The 15,039-nt window shown below is 59.0% G+C and carries 15 protein-coding genes and 1 tRNA gene; 5 read left to right on the top strand and 11 right to left on the bottom strand.

The features are described from left to right. Positions 1–42: 42 nt before the first annotated feature. On the top strand, positions 43–1,155 hold the full coding sequence (locus D8780_RS05715) for a DNA topoisomerase IB (RefSeq protein ID WP_147440289.1): 1,113 nt from the start codon (positions 43–45) through the stop codon (positions 1,153–1,155). Positions 1,156–1,164: 9 nt separating this feature from the next. Here D8780_RS05715 and D8780_RS05710 read toward each other — a convergent pair whose 3' ends face one another. Beyond that, the gene (locus D8780_RS05710; RefSeq protein ID WP_121644739.1) at positions 1,165–2,514 is read right to left on the bottom strand and encodes a deoxyribodipyrimidine photo-lyase; all 1,350 of its coding nucleotides are present in this window, start codon (positions 2,512–2,514) and stop codon (positions 1,165–1,167) included. 112 nt (positions 2,515–2,626) lie between these two features. Between D8780_RS05710 and D8780_RS05705 the strand changes: the two genes are divergently transcribed. From D8780_RS05705 to D8780_RS05695, 3 genes are all read left to right on the top strand, one after another. Beyond that, a tRNA-Thr gene (locus D8780_RS05705) sits at positions 2,627–2,702 on the top strand. A gap of 167 nt (positions 2,703–2,869) precedes the next feature. Further along, positions 2,870–3,628 carry an NAD kinase gene (locus D8780_RS05700; protein WP_121644738.1) on the top strand — a complete coding sequence of 253 codons (759 nt, stop codon included), beginning with the start codon at positions 2,870–2,872 and terminating at the stop codon, positions 3,626–3,628. Between the two features lie 178 nt (positions 3,629–3,806). Then, on the top strand, positions 3,807–5,384 hold the full coding sequence (locus tag D8780_RS05695; protein ID WP_245412276.1) for a DEAD/DEAH box helicase: 1,578 nt from the start codon (positions 3,807–3,809) through the stop codon (positions 5,382–5,384). Positions 5,385–5,421: 37 nt separating this feature from the next. On the opposite strand, the gene D8780_RS05690 is transcribed toward D8780_RS05695, so the two are convergent. From D8780_RS05690 to D8780_RS05655, 9 genes are all read right to left on the bottom strand, one after another. Further along, positions 5,422–5,757 carry a TfoX/Sxy family protein gene (locus D8780_RS05690; RefSeq protein WP_121646399.1) on the bottom strand — a complete coding sequence of 112 codons (336 nt, stop codon included), beginning with the start codon at positions 5,755–5,757 and terminating at the stop codon, positions 5,422–5,424. Between the two features lie 19 nt (positions 5,758–5,776). Then, positions 5,777–6,154, bottom strand: coding sequence for a Fe-S cluster assembly scaffold SufA (sufA, locus tag D8780_RS05685; RefSeq protein ID WP_121644736.1), 378 nt, complete (start codon positions 6,152–6,154; stop codon positions 5,777–5,779). Between the two features lie 115 nt (positions 6,155–6,269). Beyond that, positions 6,270–6,647 carry an SUF system Fe-S cluster assembly protein gene (locus D8780_RS05680; protein ID WP_121646398.1) on the bottom strand — a complete coding sequence of 126 codons (378 nt, stop codon included), beginning with the start codon at positions 6,645–6,647 and terminating at the stop codon, positions 6,270–6,272. Between the two features lie 5 nt (positions 6,648–6,652). After that, a complete protein-coding gene (locus D8780_RS05675) occupies positions 6,653–7,888 on the bottom strand; it encodes a cysteine desulfurase (protein ID WP_121646397.1) in 1,236 nt (411 codons plus the stop codon). 10 nt (positions 7,889–7,898) lie between these two features. Then, positions 7,899–9,164 (bottom strand): Fe-S cluster assembly protein SufD, encoded by a 1,266-nt coding sequence (gene sufD / locus D8780_RS05670; RefSeq protein ID WP_121644735.1) that lies wholly within the window; start codon positions 9,162–9,164, stop codon positions 7,899–7,901. 12 nt (positions 9,165–9,176) lie between these two features. Next, entirely contained in the window at positions 9,177–9,932 is a 756-nt protein-coding gene (gene sufC / locus D8780_RS05665; protein ID WP_121644734.1) for a Fe-S cluster assembly ATPase SufC, read from the bottom strand. 17 nt (positions 9,933–9,949) lie between these two features. After that, a complete protein-coding gene (locus D8780_RS15720) occupies positions 9,950–10,108 on the bottom strand; it encodes a hypothetical protein (protein WP_158598448.1) in 159 nt (52 codons plus the stop codon). 17 nt (positions 10,109–10,125) lie between these two features. Next, complete coding sequence (gene sufB / locus D8780_RS05660; protein WP_121644733.1) at positions 10,126–11,664, bottom strand: Fe-S cluster assembly protein SufB; 1,539 nt, start codon at positions 11,662–11,664, stop codon at positions 10,126–10,128. Positions 11,665–11,803: 139 nt separating this feature from the next. Continuing rightward, positions 11,804–12,976, bottom strand: coding sequence for a cysteine desulfurase family protein (locus tag D8780_RS05655; RefSeq protein WP_121644732.1), 1,173 nt, complete (start codon positions 12,974–12,976; stop codon positions 11,804–11,806). 205 nt (positions 12,977–13,181) lie between these two features. On the opposite strand from D8780_RS05655, the gene D8780_RS05650 reads away from it, so the two are divergent. Next, positions 13,182–13,856, top strand: a complete 675-nt coding sequence (locus tag D8780_RS05650) for an alpha/beta hydrolase (protein WP_121644731.1) — start codon at positions 13,182–13,184, stop codon at positions 13,854–13,856. On the opposite strand, the gene D8780_RS05645 is transcribed toward D8780_RS05650, so the two are convergent. Further along, positions 13,853–14,974 (bottom strand): anhydro-N-acetylmuramic acid kinase, encoded by a 1,122-nt coding sequence (locus D8780_RS05645; protein ID WP_121646396.1) that lies wholly within the window; start codon positions 14,972–14,974, stop codon positions 13,853–13,855. The two genes, D8780_RS05650 and D8780_RS05645, sit on opposite strands and share 4 nt — an antisense overlap. Positions 14,975–15,039: the final 65 nt, after the last annotated feature.

The raw sequence follows: 15,039 nt of genomic DNA, 5'->3' as shown, positions 1-15,039 counted from the left end.
AGCATCATTGCGCAATGTTGGCGTTGGTTGGAGTTGTATCGCGTGCTGGAGTCAGGTCCCGACCATATCTCGTTTGAGCCGCTACCGGATCCTGAAGCCGAGGATTATTATGAGCAGCTCGCTGATCGTGCTTGCCTCGTCTACGTCACAGATGAAGAGACGGGCTGGAGCCGCCGACGCGCCGGCAAGGGCTATACCTATCGCGACAAAAAAGGCCACCGTATCGACGATGCATCGATTCGTGAGCGGCTGAACGCCCTGGCGATTCCGCCGGCGTGGACGGATGTCTGGCTCTGCCCGGATCCGCGAGGTCACATTCAGGCGACTGGCCGTGACGCCAAGGGGCGAAAACAATACCGGTATCACCCCGAATGGATGGAGCAGCAGAGCCGTCTGAAATTCGAGACACTGCCAATGTTCGGGACAACCCTGCCCACCCTGCGCCAGCGCGTGGACCAGGATTTACGGCGCCATGGTATGCCGAAAGACAAGGCGATCGCCCTTGTCGTCTGGCTGCTCGACAACACGATGATCCGTATTGGCAATGTGCGTTATGCCAAGAAGAACCGCAGTTTCGGGCTAACCACCCTCAAGAAGCGTCATCTTGACCTCGGTCATTCACGCATCCGCTTCACTTTCACGGGAAAGAGTGGAAAGGACTGGGACCTCTCCTTGACGGATCGCCGCATTGCGCGTGTCATCCGCTCGATTTCGGAACTGCCGGGGCAGCACCTCTTCAAATATCAGGGCGATGACAGCAAACGACACCCGGTCCGCAGTCACGACGTGAATGACTATATTCGCGAAACCCTCGAAGAAGATTTTTCGGCCAAGGACTTTCGGACCTGGACGGCGACGGTCCTCGCTGCCGACGCGCTTCAGGGTATTGATCTTCCTGAAACCAAGCGTCAGCAGGCGATGGTGCTGAACAGCGCCATCGATGAAGTCGCGTCAGTTCTCGGAAATACCCGAACGGTGTGTCGAAGCCAGTACATCCATCCGACGGTGATCGATGCGTGGCATGAAAATCAGCTCTGCGAACAGCTAGCTGCCATCGATGCCCAGGATGAGGAGTGGCTTGATGGCGGAGAGGTCCGGCTGTTGAACTGGTTCGCACAACAAGCCGATTGCACGGTTAAAGCGAAGGCGGCCTGAGCAACACTCTCAGGATTTACCCTCTTGCCGTTCGGCAACCCACTGCTCGAGATCGAATTTTCGTTCGAGCGCGCCGTGTCCCATCGGACGCACCTTGCCGAGCACTTGGTTTTCCTGAAATGCGCGATCATGGAGTCCGAAGACCCATAGCGTGTTTGCGAAACTGTTCGGATCGCCGCCATCCAGAAAGTAGCGATTATTGAGATCGAGAAGGGTCTTATGCGCTGTCTTCGGATCGCGCATCGTCTTGGCGACATATTTCCCCCAGAACATCCGCAGATGATTGTGCAAGTAGCCGCGTGTCTTCATTTCCTCCATTGCTGTGTTCCAAACCTCATCGTCGGTTTTTGCATTCTCCAGCGCCGTGGCCCCGTATTTCGGATCGCGCTCGTCGCTCTCATGGTCGTCGAGCGTTTCGCGCGCCCAATCCGGTAGTGCATCGAGACTGTCGTAATCGTCGGAGAAATGACAGAAATTGCACGCCAGCTCACGCCTCACGACAAGCTCTTCAACGAACGCTTCAGCGCTTCCCTTTGCGTCGCGCGCCTTCCGAACGATCTCGCCGGGCGCGATATGGCCAAACCGGAGATAGGGCGAGAGAAGGGAAACATTCTCCTCATTGGCGTCGGACCGATCGTCCGCATAGGTGTCCAGATCGCTGCGGAGAAAACTCGTCAGGCGGCTACGGGCACGAGATGTGCCGCCCTCGATCCAATCGACAGGTTCTCCTCCCTCAAGTTCCATTCGATCGGTGAGGCTTTTCCAGTCGAGTGGGCTCTCCTCCAGGTCGAAGCGAAGGCCTGTCGTGTTTTCCAGAGTGGGTACCTCCGCCTCGGCCAACCAGTCGTCGAGACGCTCGGTCAGTTTGTCACGGATCGTCCGCGCCGCGTATTCCTGTTTGTCGGATGCGACGAGGACCGGCACGCATACCATGTTTTCCACGGCTTCGACCCGCCCGCCGAAGACACGGCCAAGCGTTTCGCGTTGTTTCTTGTGGTGGCTCAGATAGCCGAAGTCGGTCACCACGGCCGCCGCCCGCTCGAGCACGCCTTGCGGCAATCCATCGTCGCATTCGGCCAGAAACAGGAAGGGTATGTCGCGATCGCCCAATTCCGAGCGCATCTCTTCAAGGCCTTCGACTGCGAACTTCGCTTGCCGTTTCGTCAGCGACGATCCATGAATGCTGAGACTTGCCACAACCAGACAACGTTTGCCGTATTTGTTTGCCAGACGAATGGCCTCGGCCAAGGCTGCATTGTCCGCGACACGATGAGCCAGCACACTCCAGTACACGACAGCATCGCCGGCTTCTCTGATTTCGCCTTCGCAATGGCTGACACGACCGCTCAATTGGCTCATTTTCCAATTGCCTCCTCGATTTTTCTACTCAAGGTAGGCAATGCGCCCCATGAATGAGGGTTCCCCTCTTGCATGAGACGTCGTTGCAGCATATCAGGGCCTCGTATCGGAAGCCCTTGTAGCTCAGCTGGTAGAGCAGCGGTTTTGTAAACCGAAGGTCGGCGGTTCGACTCCGTCCGGGGGCACCATCACTTCACCTCACCGATGATGATTGTGGGCTCCCCGCCCCGCCGCGTGGATCCTCATGCGCGTCTACGAAAGTGAATAGTTCGCAGGTGGTTGCGCATTTTGCCGTGACCTCTACTTTGCCTTCGACCCGGCTAATCAACCATCGAGACAGAGCTCCTGCACGCATATGAAACTCTCTTTCGTCCACAGCGATACCGATGAGGCCGCCGCTGCAGCCGAAAGGCTCATGGAGCGATACGGCCATCACGAGAGCATCGATGCCGACGTCATCGTCGCCCTTGGTGGCGACGGTTTCATGCTCCAAACCCTTCACGATCATATGGACACCGATGTCCGCATCTTCGGAATGAACCGCGGCTCGGTCGGCTTTCTAATGAACGACTATTCCGATGACGGGCTCGTCGAACGGATCGAGGAAGCGGAAGGCGAAACCATCCGCCCCTTGCGGATGATCGCAACGGATCTTAGCGGAAACGATCATCACGCCGCTGCGCTCAACGAGGTTTCGCTGTTGCGGCAGTCTTACCAGGCTGCCAAGATCCGCATTCTGATCGATGGCCGGCTGCGCATGGAAGAACTGATTTGCGACGGACTGATGGTGGCGACACCCGCCGGCTCCACGGCCTATAACCTCTCGGCGCACGGACCGATCCTGCCGCTCTCCGCACCTCTTCTCGCCCTGACGCCCGTCAGTCCCTTTCGCCCGCGCCGCTGGCGTGGCGCCCTGCTCCCGAACCAGTCGACCGTCGATCTGGATATCCTCGAGCCCGACAAACGCCCAGTCAACGCCGTCGCTGACCACACCGAGATCAAAAGCGTTCAGTCGGTCACGGTTCGCGAAAGCCGTTCGCTCTCCGCGACCATTCTTTTCGACCGAAGCCACGGCTGGGACGAGCGCATTCTGCTGGAGCAGTTTCGCTACTAAGACGCTAAAATCGGTTCAGAAAGCAGGAATTGGGATGTGAAACGGCCGGTTCCCTTGACTCTCCTGATGGTTGGGACTAGGTCGCCGTTACGCGGGGCAGGCTGAAGCACGCCCCTTTTTCCGTTTGCGCCGCCGACGCCCCTATCGCGTGCCGCGCCTGTTCCAAGACCGGATGACCGTGACCGTTTCGGATAGCGAGACCCAAACCCAGACACCCAGCTTTGCCGAACTCGGCTTGTCGAAGAAAGTGCTTTCGGCCGTCGAGGATGCTGGCTACACGCAGCCGACCCCGATCCAGGCGGGCGCTATTCCCCATGCCTTGCAGCGCAAGGACGTTCTCGGCATAGCGCAGACCGGCACGGGCAAGACAGCCTCCTTTACGCTGCCTATGCTGACGCTTCTGGAGAAGGGACGTGCCCGGGCACGGATGCCGCGTACGCTCATTCTCGAGCCGACGCGCGAACTGGCAGCTCAGGTCGAAGAGAATTTCGTCAAATACGGCAAGAATCATCGCCGGCTGAATGTCGCCCTTCTGATCGGCGGCGTCTCCTTTGACGAGCAGGAAAAGAAACTCGAACGCGGTGCCGATGTTCTGATCGCGACGCCGGGCCGTCTGCTCGACCATTTCGAACGTGGCAAGCTGCTGCTGACAGGGGTCGAAATTCTCGTGATCGACGAGGCCGACCGGATGCTCGATATGGGATTTATCCCGGACATCGAGCGCATCTGCAAACTGATACCGTTCACGCGTCAGACTCTGTTCTTCTCGGCCACCATGCCGCCGGAAATTCAGCGTCTCACCGAGCAGTTTCTTCAGGCACCAGTGAAGGTCGAGGTTTCCCGCGCCTCGTCGACGTCCACGACGATCGAGCAGAAGCTCGTGGCTGTCGGCAAGAAGGATTACGAACAGCGCGCCAAATTACGCGAACTGATCAATGCGGAAGGTGATGATCTCAAGAACGCGATTATTTTCTGCAATCGCAAGGTCGACGTCTCTTCGCTTTTCCGGTCCCTGACCAAGCATGATTACGACGCTGGCGCCCTTCATGGTGATATGGACCAGCGGGCGCGTATGGCGACGCTGGAAGCATTTCGCAATGGCAAGCTGCGTCTTCTCGTCGCTTCCGATGTGGCCGCACGCGGTCTCGACATTCCCGATGTCAGCCACGTTTTCAACTTCGATATTCCGCGACATGCCGAGGATTATGTTCACCGGATCGGTCGCACCGGCCGGGCGGGTCGCCTCGGCAAGAGCTTCACGCTCGTCTCCAAATCCGACGAAAAGTATCTCGACTCCGTATTGAAGCTGATCGAGCAGGACGTTGAGTGGGTTGGCGGCGATTTGTCCTCGCTTCAGGAACAACAGAACGACGACGACAAGAAGAGCAGCCGGAGCCGCTCTTCAACGGGTCGCAAGCGTCGCACCAAATCGTCTGAAAAGTCGGCAGCGCCTGAAGAATCGGCGCCTGCGAAAGAAGAGACAGCGCAGACTGGCGAGAGCGACGATCAGCAGGCCTCTTCCGACAAGGCTGAAAAGAGCCGGAAGGATGAGAGCCGGGCAGCACCCGCAGATACCGATAAGGATCAGCCTGCCAAGTCGCAGGGCCGGTCAAGAAATTCCAACGACAATACGTCAGGCCGATCCGGCAACCAGGGCGGCAATAAGGGCCGGGGCCGCAAGAACGACGATATGGGCCCCGCGCCTCGTGGCTTCGGCGACGAAGTGCCGGCCTTCATGATGAACGGTTTGAACTAAGTTACCGGCCAGGCCCAAAGCTATCCACTACTACACGTTACCGGTTCGCTTTCGTATCGGCGCGCAATGCTGCGCCGAATGCGCTGATAGCCCATGGTTTCATGGCATCGGAATTGTCGAGCGCTTCATCCGGAGCCGTCCAGTAAGGCATTTGGGTCGGCTTTCGCCCCGGTCTTGAGTACGTCCAGCGGGTGCAGCCCGCAGCTTCGTAATCGGGTGCATTGGTGGCATCTCCCTTAAGGACGAGCCGTCCATCGCTCATCTCGAGCGCGAAGATCAGTCCTTGATGGTAGATGCCCTTACCGCCGAACATGCGGCGGATCGAGATCGGCCCAAGGCCTGCAAACAGATCGGCGAGATGTTCGTCATCCATCATCGCCAACCTCCGATAATCAGGCCACGCCGCGCGCTTCGGCCAGAGCCTTGAGGTCGGCCGGCTTCAATTCGACCGACTCACCACAGCCGCAGGCGCTGCTCTCGTTCGGATTGTGAAAGGTGAACCCGGTTCGCAGCGCGGTCTTCTCGAAACCGACCTCGGTACCCAGCAGGAAAAGCATCGCTTCCGGAGCAACCCACAGCCGGGCGCCATCTTTCTCCACGAAATCGTCTTTCGGATCAGGCGCAGTCACCAGATCGACCGTGTACTCCATTCCGGCACAGCCACCCTTCTTGATACCAAGTCGAATGCCTTGCGCGTTTTCCCGGTTTGCGATGATTTCTCGAATACGGTCGGCCGCATCATCGGTGATGTTGACGAGTGGGACACCCATTTCCTGCTCCTTCCCGGCCGGGTTCAAGGCCCGGCGGTTCGGTTCATTGTCTTTCCCCTAAGATGGGGAAATGGCGCGATCGGATCAAGCGAAAGCCGCCATACGTCGCCTGCGCTCAGTACCAGCCAACCGCAACCTGGGCTTCTTCGCTCATCCGGTCCGGTGTCCAGGGCGGGTCGAAGACCATATTGACGTCCACCATCTGGACCCCCTCGACCGTCGAGACCGCGTCCTGCACCCAGCCAGGCATTTCCCCGGCCACCGGACAGCCCGGCGCGGTGAGTGTCATGTCGATCTTGACAGTGCGGTCGTCTTCAATATCGACTTTGTAGATCAGACCAAGCTCATAAATATCGGCCGGGATTTCCGGATCGTAGACGGATTTCAGCGCGGCGATGATATCATCGGTCATCCGTGCCAGTTCTTCGGTCGGAAGTGCGGAAGCGGAATAGACCTTCTGCGCGCCTTCCGCCTGTTCTGTTTCGCTATTCATCGGCTTCACCCAAAAAAATCGCGCGCCTTCTGAAGCGCCTCCGCCAGTTTGTCCACTTCCTCCAGCGTATTGTAAACCGCGAAGGAGGCGCGACAGGTACTGGTCACGCCATAGTGCTGCAGTAGCGGCTGCGCGCAATGCGTTCCCGCCCTTACGGCAATGCCGGACCGGTCGATCAGCATTGAAACATCATGAGCATGCACACCGTCCATTTCGAAGCTGATGATGGCTGCCTTGTCCGGTGCGGTCCCGAAGATACGCAGCCAGTTGAAGCCGCCGAGCCGTTCGTGAGCGTAGTCGCGCAGACGAGCCTCATGAGCGGCAATCGTGTCGCGGCCCACCTCATCCATCCACTCCAGCGCGGCAGCCAAGCCGATCGCCTCAACGATATTGGGTGTGCCCGCTTCGAAACGGTGCGGCGGATGATTGTAGGAGACCTTGTCGGTCGTCACTTCCTCGATCATTTCGCCGCCACCGAGAAACGGACGCATTGGCTCCATCCGCTCCTTTCGGCCATACAGCACCCCGACGCCGGTCGGACCATAGGTCTTATGACCGGTGAAAACGAACCAGTCGCACCCGAGCTTCTGCACGTCGACGGGCATGTGGACAGCGCTCTGGCTGCCGTCGACCAAGGTGGGGATACCGCGTTCACGCGCGACCGCGCAGATCTCCGCCATCGGCGTCACCGTGCCGAGCACGTTCGACATATGCGTCATGGCGATGAGACGCGTACGATCGGTAATGGCCGCTTCGACGTCTTCCAACTGGAGGGAGCCGTCATCTCTGACGGGAACCCAGACCAGCTTCACACCCTTCCGCTCGCGCAGAAAATGCCACGGCACGATGTTGGCATGATGCTCCATGATCGAGAGGATGATTTCGTCACCCTCTTTGAACTCGGGCATGGCGTAGCTGTAGGCCACAAGGTTGATGCCTTCGGTCGTGTTCTTGGTGAACACGATTTCGTCGATGCTCTCGGCATTGAGAAAACGACGCACAGTTTCACGTGCCTGCTCGAAGGCGTCGGTCGCCTCGTTCGACAATGTATGAAGGCCGCGATGCACATTGGCATAGCTTGTTTCATACATCCGGCTCATCGCGTCGATCACCGCTCGCGGTTTCTGCGCCGAAGCCCCGTTATCGAGATAGACGAGCGGCTTGCCATGCACTTCTCGTGACAGAATCGGGAACTGCGCGCGGATGGCATCGACGTCGAAGTCTGCCAGCGGGTCGGCCATGGTTGCGGTCTCAGCCATTTGTCTCGAACCAGTCATCGACCTTGGCGACAAGCGCGTCGGCGATTGCCTCATTGTCGAGTTCTTCAATGATCTCGGCCACGAAGGCCTTGACCAGCAGGGCCCGAGCCTTCTGCTCCGGTACACCGCGGCTCATCAGGTAGAAGAGATGGTCCTCATCGATCTCGGCCACCGTGGCCCCATGGCCGCATGCGACGTCATCGGCAAAAATCTCCAGCTCCGGCTTGGCCGAAAAATCGGCTTCATCAGAGACCAGCAGGGTGTTGCAGGCCATGCGCGCATCGGTCTTCTGCGCTTCCTTGGCCACGCGGATCTGCCCCTGGAAGACGCCAGAAGCCTTGCCGGTCGCAATATTACGGACGATCTCGGTGCCTGTAGTATCGGGCACGATATGATCCAGCACCATCGTAACGTCGACATGGCTGTCGCCACCCAAAAGGTTGACGCAGCGCATCTGGAAATCGCCCCCTTCACCTTCCAGCACGCCACGCACTTCATGGCGGACGAGCTTGCCGCCCGCATTCAGTATGGCGAGGGTGAACTTGGCATTCCTGCCGAGCGTGAATTTCATCTGCGAAAGCTGGGTCGAGCTATCGGACTGTTCCTGAACCAGGACCCAAAGAAGTTCGGCGTCGTCACCGACAGAAAGCTCCGTAATGCCGGTCACGAATGCGGGACCAGAGCCGGTCTGGCGCTCGATGATCGTGGCTTTGGCGCTGTTGCCAATGGAAACAGGCACGCGGGCATGCGCTTGCCCCTCGCCATGGAAGGCGGAGAGTTCGAGCGGCGTATCCAGTACGGCGCCATCGGCAACCGTGATCGCCACGCCTTCGGCTACGAAGGCCGCGTTGAGAGCGCCGACCACATCCTCCGGGTCGGCAGGCACCAGCCTCTGGTCGAGCGCGCCTGTCTCAATCTGCGAGCGCAATGACGAAACACTCAGGCCCTCAGGCAGATTCGCCGCGACCTTGCCTCCAAAAAGATCGGCGCGGATCATGTGATTGGCCAGCGGCGCAAGCGTGTCACCATCTCTGGCCGCATCGCCGCGCGGAACATCCTTCAGGCGGTTGCGAAGGTCCGTATAGTGCCAAGCCTCGACGCGGCGGGTCGGCAGACCACGCGTCGAGATGCCTCCCATAGCCGTCTTGCGCGCCGTCCTCGTGGAGTCAGTGCCGGGCAGCGTCTCGATGACCTTATCGAAGGTTTCGATCAGCGCGCTCTCGGCCTGCGTGTTCTTGATAAGTGTATGAGCTGTCATGCATGCGCTCCGTCAGGCCGCTTCGCCGATGATTTCGGAATAACCCTGCTCTTCAAGCTGAAGAGCCAGGCCCTTGTCGCCGGAACGGATAACGCGGCCCTTGTAGAGGACATGGACGCTGTCGGGGACGATATGGTTCAACAGGCGCTGATAGTGAGTGATCACGAGGAAGGCCCGGTCTTCACTGCGCAGATGATTGACCCCATCGGCGACAACCTTCAGCGCATCGATATCGAGCCCTGAGTCTGTCTCGTCCAGAACGCAGAGCTTCGGCTCCAGCAATTTCATCTGGAGGATTTCGGCGCGCTTCTTCTCACCACCCGAAAAACCAACATTGAGCGGCCGCTTGAGCATGGACAGATCCATCTCAAGTTCAGAGGAAGCGGTCTTCACGCGCTTCATCAGCTCGGGGATCTTCAAGGGATCTTCACCGCGCGCTTCACGCTGGGCGTTGAGAGCCGTCTTGAGGAATTCCATGGTCGCAACGCCGGGAATTTCCATCGGGTACTGAAAGGCCAGAAACACGCCTGCCGCGGCACGCTCTGCCGGATCCATCTCCAGAATGCTCTCGCCATTCCAGAGGATGTCACCCTCGGTGACTTCATAATCCTCACGACCCGCAATCACGTAAGAGAGAGTCGACTTGCCGGAGCCATTCGGCCCCATGATCGCAGCCACTTCTCCCGGCTCTACGGTCAGGTCCACGCCTTTGAGAATCTCCGTGCCGTCTTCGGCGATCCGCGCGTGCAAATTCTTGATCTCAAGCATCTTTGTTCATCCGATATCTAGAAAACGCCAGTCCATTTGAGGCCGGCTGTAATGACGATGACGACGACGACCAGGACAGCGTTTGCCTTGTTGGACTGCTGTCTCAGATTGGGCGAAAACAGCGTGGCCAGATAGGCCCCTGCTCCCGCCGCAAGCGGCGTCAGAATTCCACTCATGAGGTCCGCAGACGCCATCAGCCGACGCTACCCTCGAGGCTGATGCCGATCAGTTTCTGCGCCTCGACCGCGAACTCCATCGGCAGTTCCTGGATCACATCCTTGACGAAGCCGTTGACGATCAACGCGATCGCCTCTTCTTCCGGAATGCCGCGTTGCATCACGTAGAAAAGCTGATCCTCGGAGATCTTCGACGTGGTCGCCTCGTGCTCCAATCGTGCCGAGGCATTCTTGGCCTCGATATAGGGCACCGTGTGAGCGCCGCACTCATTGCCGATCAGAAGACTGTCGCACTGGGTAAAGTTGCGGGCATCTTCCGCCTTTCGGAGCACGGAAACCTGTCCGCGATATGTATTCTGGCTAGTGCCCGCCGATATTCCCTTCGAGATGATCCGGCTCGTCGTGTTCTTGCCGATATGGATCATCTTGGTGCCGCTATCGATCTGCTGATGCCCGTTGGACACGGCGATCGAGTAGAACTCGCCACGGCTGCCATCACCGCGCAACAGGCACGACGGGTATTTCCATGTGATGGCCGAACCGGTCTCGACCTGCGTCCACGAGATATGGCTATTGGCACCCCGGCAATCGCCGCGCTTCGTGACGAAATTGTAGATGCCACCCTTGCCGTCCTTGTCGCCGGGATACCAGTTCTGGACGGTCGAATATTTGATCTCCGCATCGTCCAGAGCCACCAGTTCGACCACGGCCGCATGAAGCTGGTTCTCGTCGCGCTGGGGAGCGGTACAGCCCTCCAGATACGATACGTACGCTCCGTCTTCCGCAATGATGAGCGTCCTCTCGAACTGGCCGGTATTGCGCTCATTGATCCGGAAGTAGGTAGAAAGCTCCATCGGGCAGCGAACGCCCTTCGGCACGAAGACGAAGGACCCGTCGGTGAAGACGGCGCTGTTGAGTGCTGCGTAATAGTTGTCGCCCTGCGGAACGACCGAGCCGAGGTATTTCTTGACCAGATCGGGATGTTCGCGGATGGCTTCCGAGATCGGCATGAAGATCACGCCGGCCTTCTGCAACTCCTTCTTGAACGTTGTCGCGACCGAAACGGAGTCGAAAACAGCGTCCACGGCGACACGTCCGCGCCCATATGGCGCATCGGCAGGCGGCGTCTCACTGCTGTCGTCCAGTTCGCTTGGTTCGTCCGCCCGACGGACCCCGGCAAGAATTTCCTGCTCCTTGAGCGGAATACCGAGCTTCTCGTAGGTCTTCAGGATTTCCGGATCGACCTCGTCGAGGCTCTTCGGGCCGTCCTTGAAGTTCTTCGGCGCCGAATAATAGTGAATATCCTGGAAGTCGATCTTCGGATAATTCACGCGCGCCCAGCTCGGCTCATCCATGGTGAGCCACCGCTGATAAGCGTCGAGGCGCCATTGAAGCATCCATTCCGGCTCGCCTTTCTTTTGCGAGATGAGACGGATGGTATCTTCGGAGAGCCCTTTCGGGGCGGTCTCGCTTTCGATCTCGGTCTCGAAACCGTATTTGTACTGGTCCACATCGAGCGTGCGGACCTGCTCGATCGTCTCCTGCACTGCAGGCATGTCGTTCTCCATTCCTCGCCGAGGTCAAGGTCCGGCGGTTGGGGCCCGATAGATCGGGCTTGCAGACGGTCTATGCCGTCCATTTAGTGTTCCGCCGCGCCGATTGAAAGCAGCGGCCATAAGTGTTCACGGCTCTTTATCAGGCCGCTTTCGCGTCCCCGTTGCGCTTCAACAACTTTCGCAGTGACGAAAGCAGGGTCTGAATGTCATCCAATGAGGTCTCCGGTCCGAAAGAAACACGGGCAGCTCCCTCCGGACGGTCCGCGCCCATCGCCTTGAGAACATGGCTCGGACCGACCTTTCCAGACGAACAGGCGGAACCCGCCGACACAGCGATTCCCTCCAAATCAAGTGCGATCTGAGCTGTCTCGGCCTTGATATCCGGCAAGGTGAAGAAGCTGGTATTGGGCAGTCTGGAAGCGACCTCGCCGTGGATCATCACGGATGGACAGACGGCTTTGAGTTCTTGCTCGAACGTGTCGCGCTGGCGCTCCACATCGGCCCAGCGCGCTTCATCCATATCGGCTTGTGCCGCCTTCACGGCTGCACCGAAGCCTACAATCCCCAGCGTATTCTCGGTTCCTGCGCGATGCCCTTTCTCCTGCCCTCCGCCCTTGATGAGCGGAGCGGGCATCAAAACGTCCGACAGCGAGACAAGCGCGCCCACGCCTCTGGGCCCGCCGATCTTGTGGGCCGACACGATGAAATAGTCGCCCGTCGACATGGCTAGATCGATCGGCAAACGTCCGGCCATCTGGACGGCGTCGATGACCAGAGTAGCGCCATGGATACGCGCGAGAGTCGCTATCGGCTCGATCGGCTGGATTACGCCGGTTTCGTTGCATGCAGCCGGCACCGCCACGAGCGGCAGGCCTGTCTTCACATCGTGAGCCTTCAGCGCCCCTTCGAGCGCCGGTATGTCCAGGGTGCCGTGTTCAGTCGACCCGATCCGAACGATCTGCTCTGAGGCGAAACGTCCACCGGACAGAAGGCACGGGTGCGCTGTGGCCGCGACATAGAGTCTGGAGAAGTGGAGCGGGCCGCGCCCCATCTGCCAATCCGGCGTCAGAACGAAATTCGCCGCTTCCGTCGCGCCGGACGTGAAAACGACCTGCTTGGCCTGCCCTGAGAAAAGGGCTCCGACCTCCCGACGCGATTTCTCGACCAAAGCCCGGGCTGCACGACCGCCGGCATGGGTCGACGAAGGATTGGCATCGACATCCAGCGCCGCAATCATGGCATCCCGCGCCTGCGGCCGAAGCGGCGCGCTGGCGTTATAATCCATGTTCAGACGGGGTTTGCGTTCAGCCATTTCGGTTCATTGCTTCACAATGGGCGCCTGGCGCACCTTAATTTCCTTGAAAAACGAATACCGGCTGTCCTATCTAGCCCAACTTCGGCGTCCAATATTCGCTTAGAACGGTTCTAAGTGGTTCTAGGAAGCCGGTCGCAGGGCGTCAAGGCGCGCTAATCGCCTTATTGCCGGGAATGAATGCGTTTCGAGAAAGAGCGAGAATATGCCAGAGGTGATCTTCGCCGGCCCCGCCGGTCGGCTTGAGGGCCGCTATCAGCCGTCCAAGGAGAAAAATGCTCCGATCGCCATGGTGCTGCATCCGCACCCGCAATTTGGCGGTACGATGAACAATCGGATCGTCTACGATCTCTTTTACATGTTCCAGAAACGAGGCTTCACAACGCTTCGGTTCAACTTCCGGTCCATCGGACGATCACAGGGACAGTTCGATCATGGCGATGGCGAATTGTCAGATGCGGCAGCGGCACTCGATTGGGTCCAGAGCCTGCATCCGGATTCAAAACATTGCTGGGTTGCCGGCTACAGCTTCGGCTCATGGATCGGCATGCAGCTTCTGATGCGCCGGCCAGAGATCGAGGGTTTCATCTCGATCTCGCCGCAGCCCAATCTCTACGATTTCTCCTTCCTCGCTCCCTGCCCTTCATCAGGCCTTATCATTCACGGTACCGAGGACCGCGTATCGACGCCGAAGGATGTGCAGCCGCTGGTCGACAAGCTCCATACTCAGAAGCACATCACGATCACGCAGAGGCAGATCGAAGGCGCGAACCACTTCTATACCAACCATCACGATGAGTTGATCGAGAGCTGCTCGGAATATCTCGACCGCCGCCTGAACGGCGAACTGACCCAGCCAAAGCCGAAGCGGATCCGCTAAGCCTTCTGGGCACCGTAGAAAACGCCACCGCTGACCGGCTTCGAGACACCCGTGGTCTTCGGCCAGGTCAGCGGCAGACCTTCAAAGCTCCTCGTGGCAAGATAGGCCCAGGCTTCCGCCTCCATCATGTCGCCCGACAGGCCGCATTGCTCGGCGCTTTCGACACGCGCCTTGCCGGCCGATTGCCGCAAATAATGGAGAATGGCCGCGTTGCGCGCACCGCCGCCGGCAATAATCCAGCGAGCAGGACGAACCTCCGCCAGGTCTGCTGCTTTCAAAATGGCCGTTGCAGTGAGTTTGGCGAGGGTCGCGGCCCCGTCGTGAAGCTCTAGGCCTGCCATCGGTTCCAGCGTGAAATCATTCCGATCCAGTGACTTAGCGCCCTTTTCTGCGAAGAACGGGTTGCTGAGATAAGCGTCGATCACCCCTTCCACGACCCGACCCTCACTGGCGATCGTTCCATTCTGGTCGAAATCTATGCCGGCCTGATCCTGCACCCATTGGTCGATCAGCGCGTTGCCCGGCCCACAGTCGAACGCGACCGGCTCGTCGCCAGGCTGAACGAAGGTGACATTGGCGATCCCACCGATATTGACGAAGGCAACCGCGTGATCATTCTCGCCCAGGAAAGCGGCCAGGGCAGCATGGTAGGTCGGGACAAGCGGCGCCCCCTGCCCGCCATGCGCCATGTCATTGACGCGCATATCGGCGATGGTCGTAATGCCGGTTTCCTTTGCCAGGCGGGCGCCATCGCCCAACTGAACCGTCAATGCCTGCTTCGGACGATGCAGCACAGTCTGGCCGTGGAACCCGATTAGGTCGATATCCTCGTGCCTTAAGGAAAATCGCTGACAGAACGAATCAACCGCAAGAATGTGGCGCGTGGTGATCTCGTTCTCGATCGCTGCCAGACCGCCGGGGCGCTCTCGGCGATCCTCGATCAGCCTGGCGTCCTCCAGACCTTGCAGCAACATTTTACGAAAAGGCGCTTCGTAGGGGAGGAACAGGCCCGGGCCCCGCTCAATGATTTGATCGCCATCCGAGCGAACAAGCGCGACATCGATCCCATCCATCGATGTGCCGCTCATCAGGCCAATTGCGGTTCGGGGCGATCCGATTCTTGTTTCGCTCATGTGGACAGTGTTAAAGCGCGCGCGAACGCCGCGCCACCAGCGTGCGGCTC

It is taken from the genome of Notoacmeibacter ruber (genome assembly GCF_003668555.1).
Taxonomy (GTDB): Bacteria; Pseudomonadota; Alphaproteobacteria; order Rhizobiales; family Rhizobiaceae; genus Notoacmeibacter; species Notoacmeibacter ruber.
Note: the sequence above shows the minus strand (reverse complement) of the source record. Positions and strands in the feature narration are given on the sequence as shown.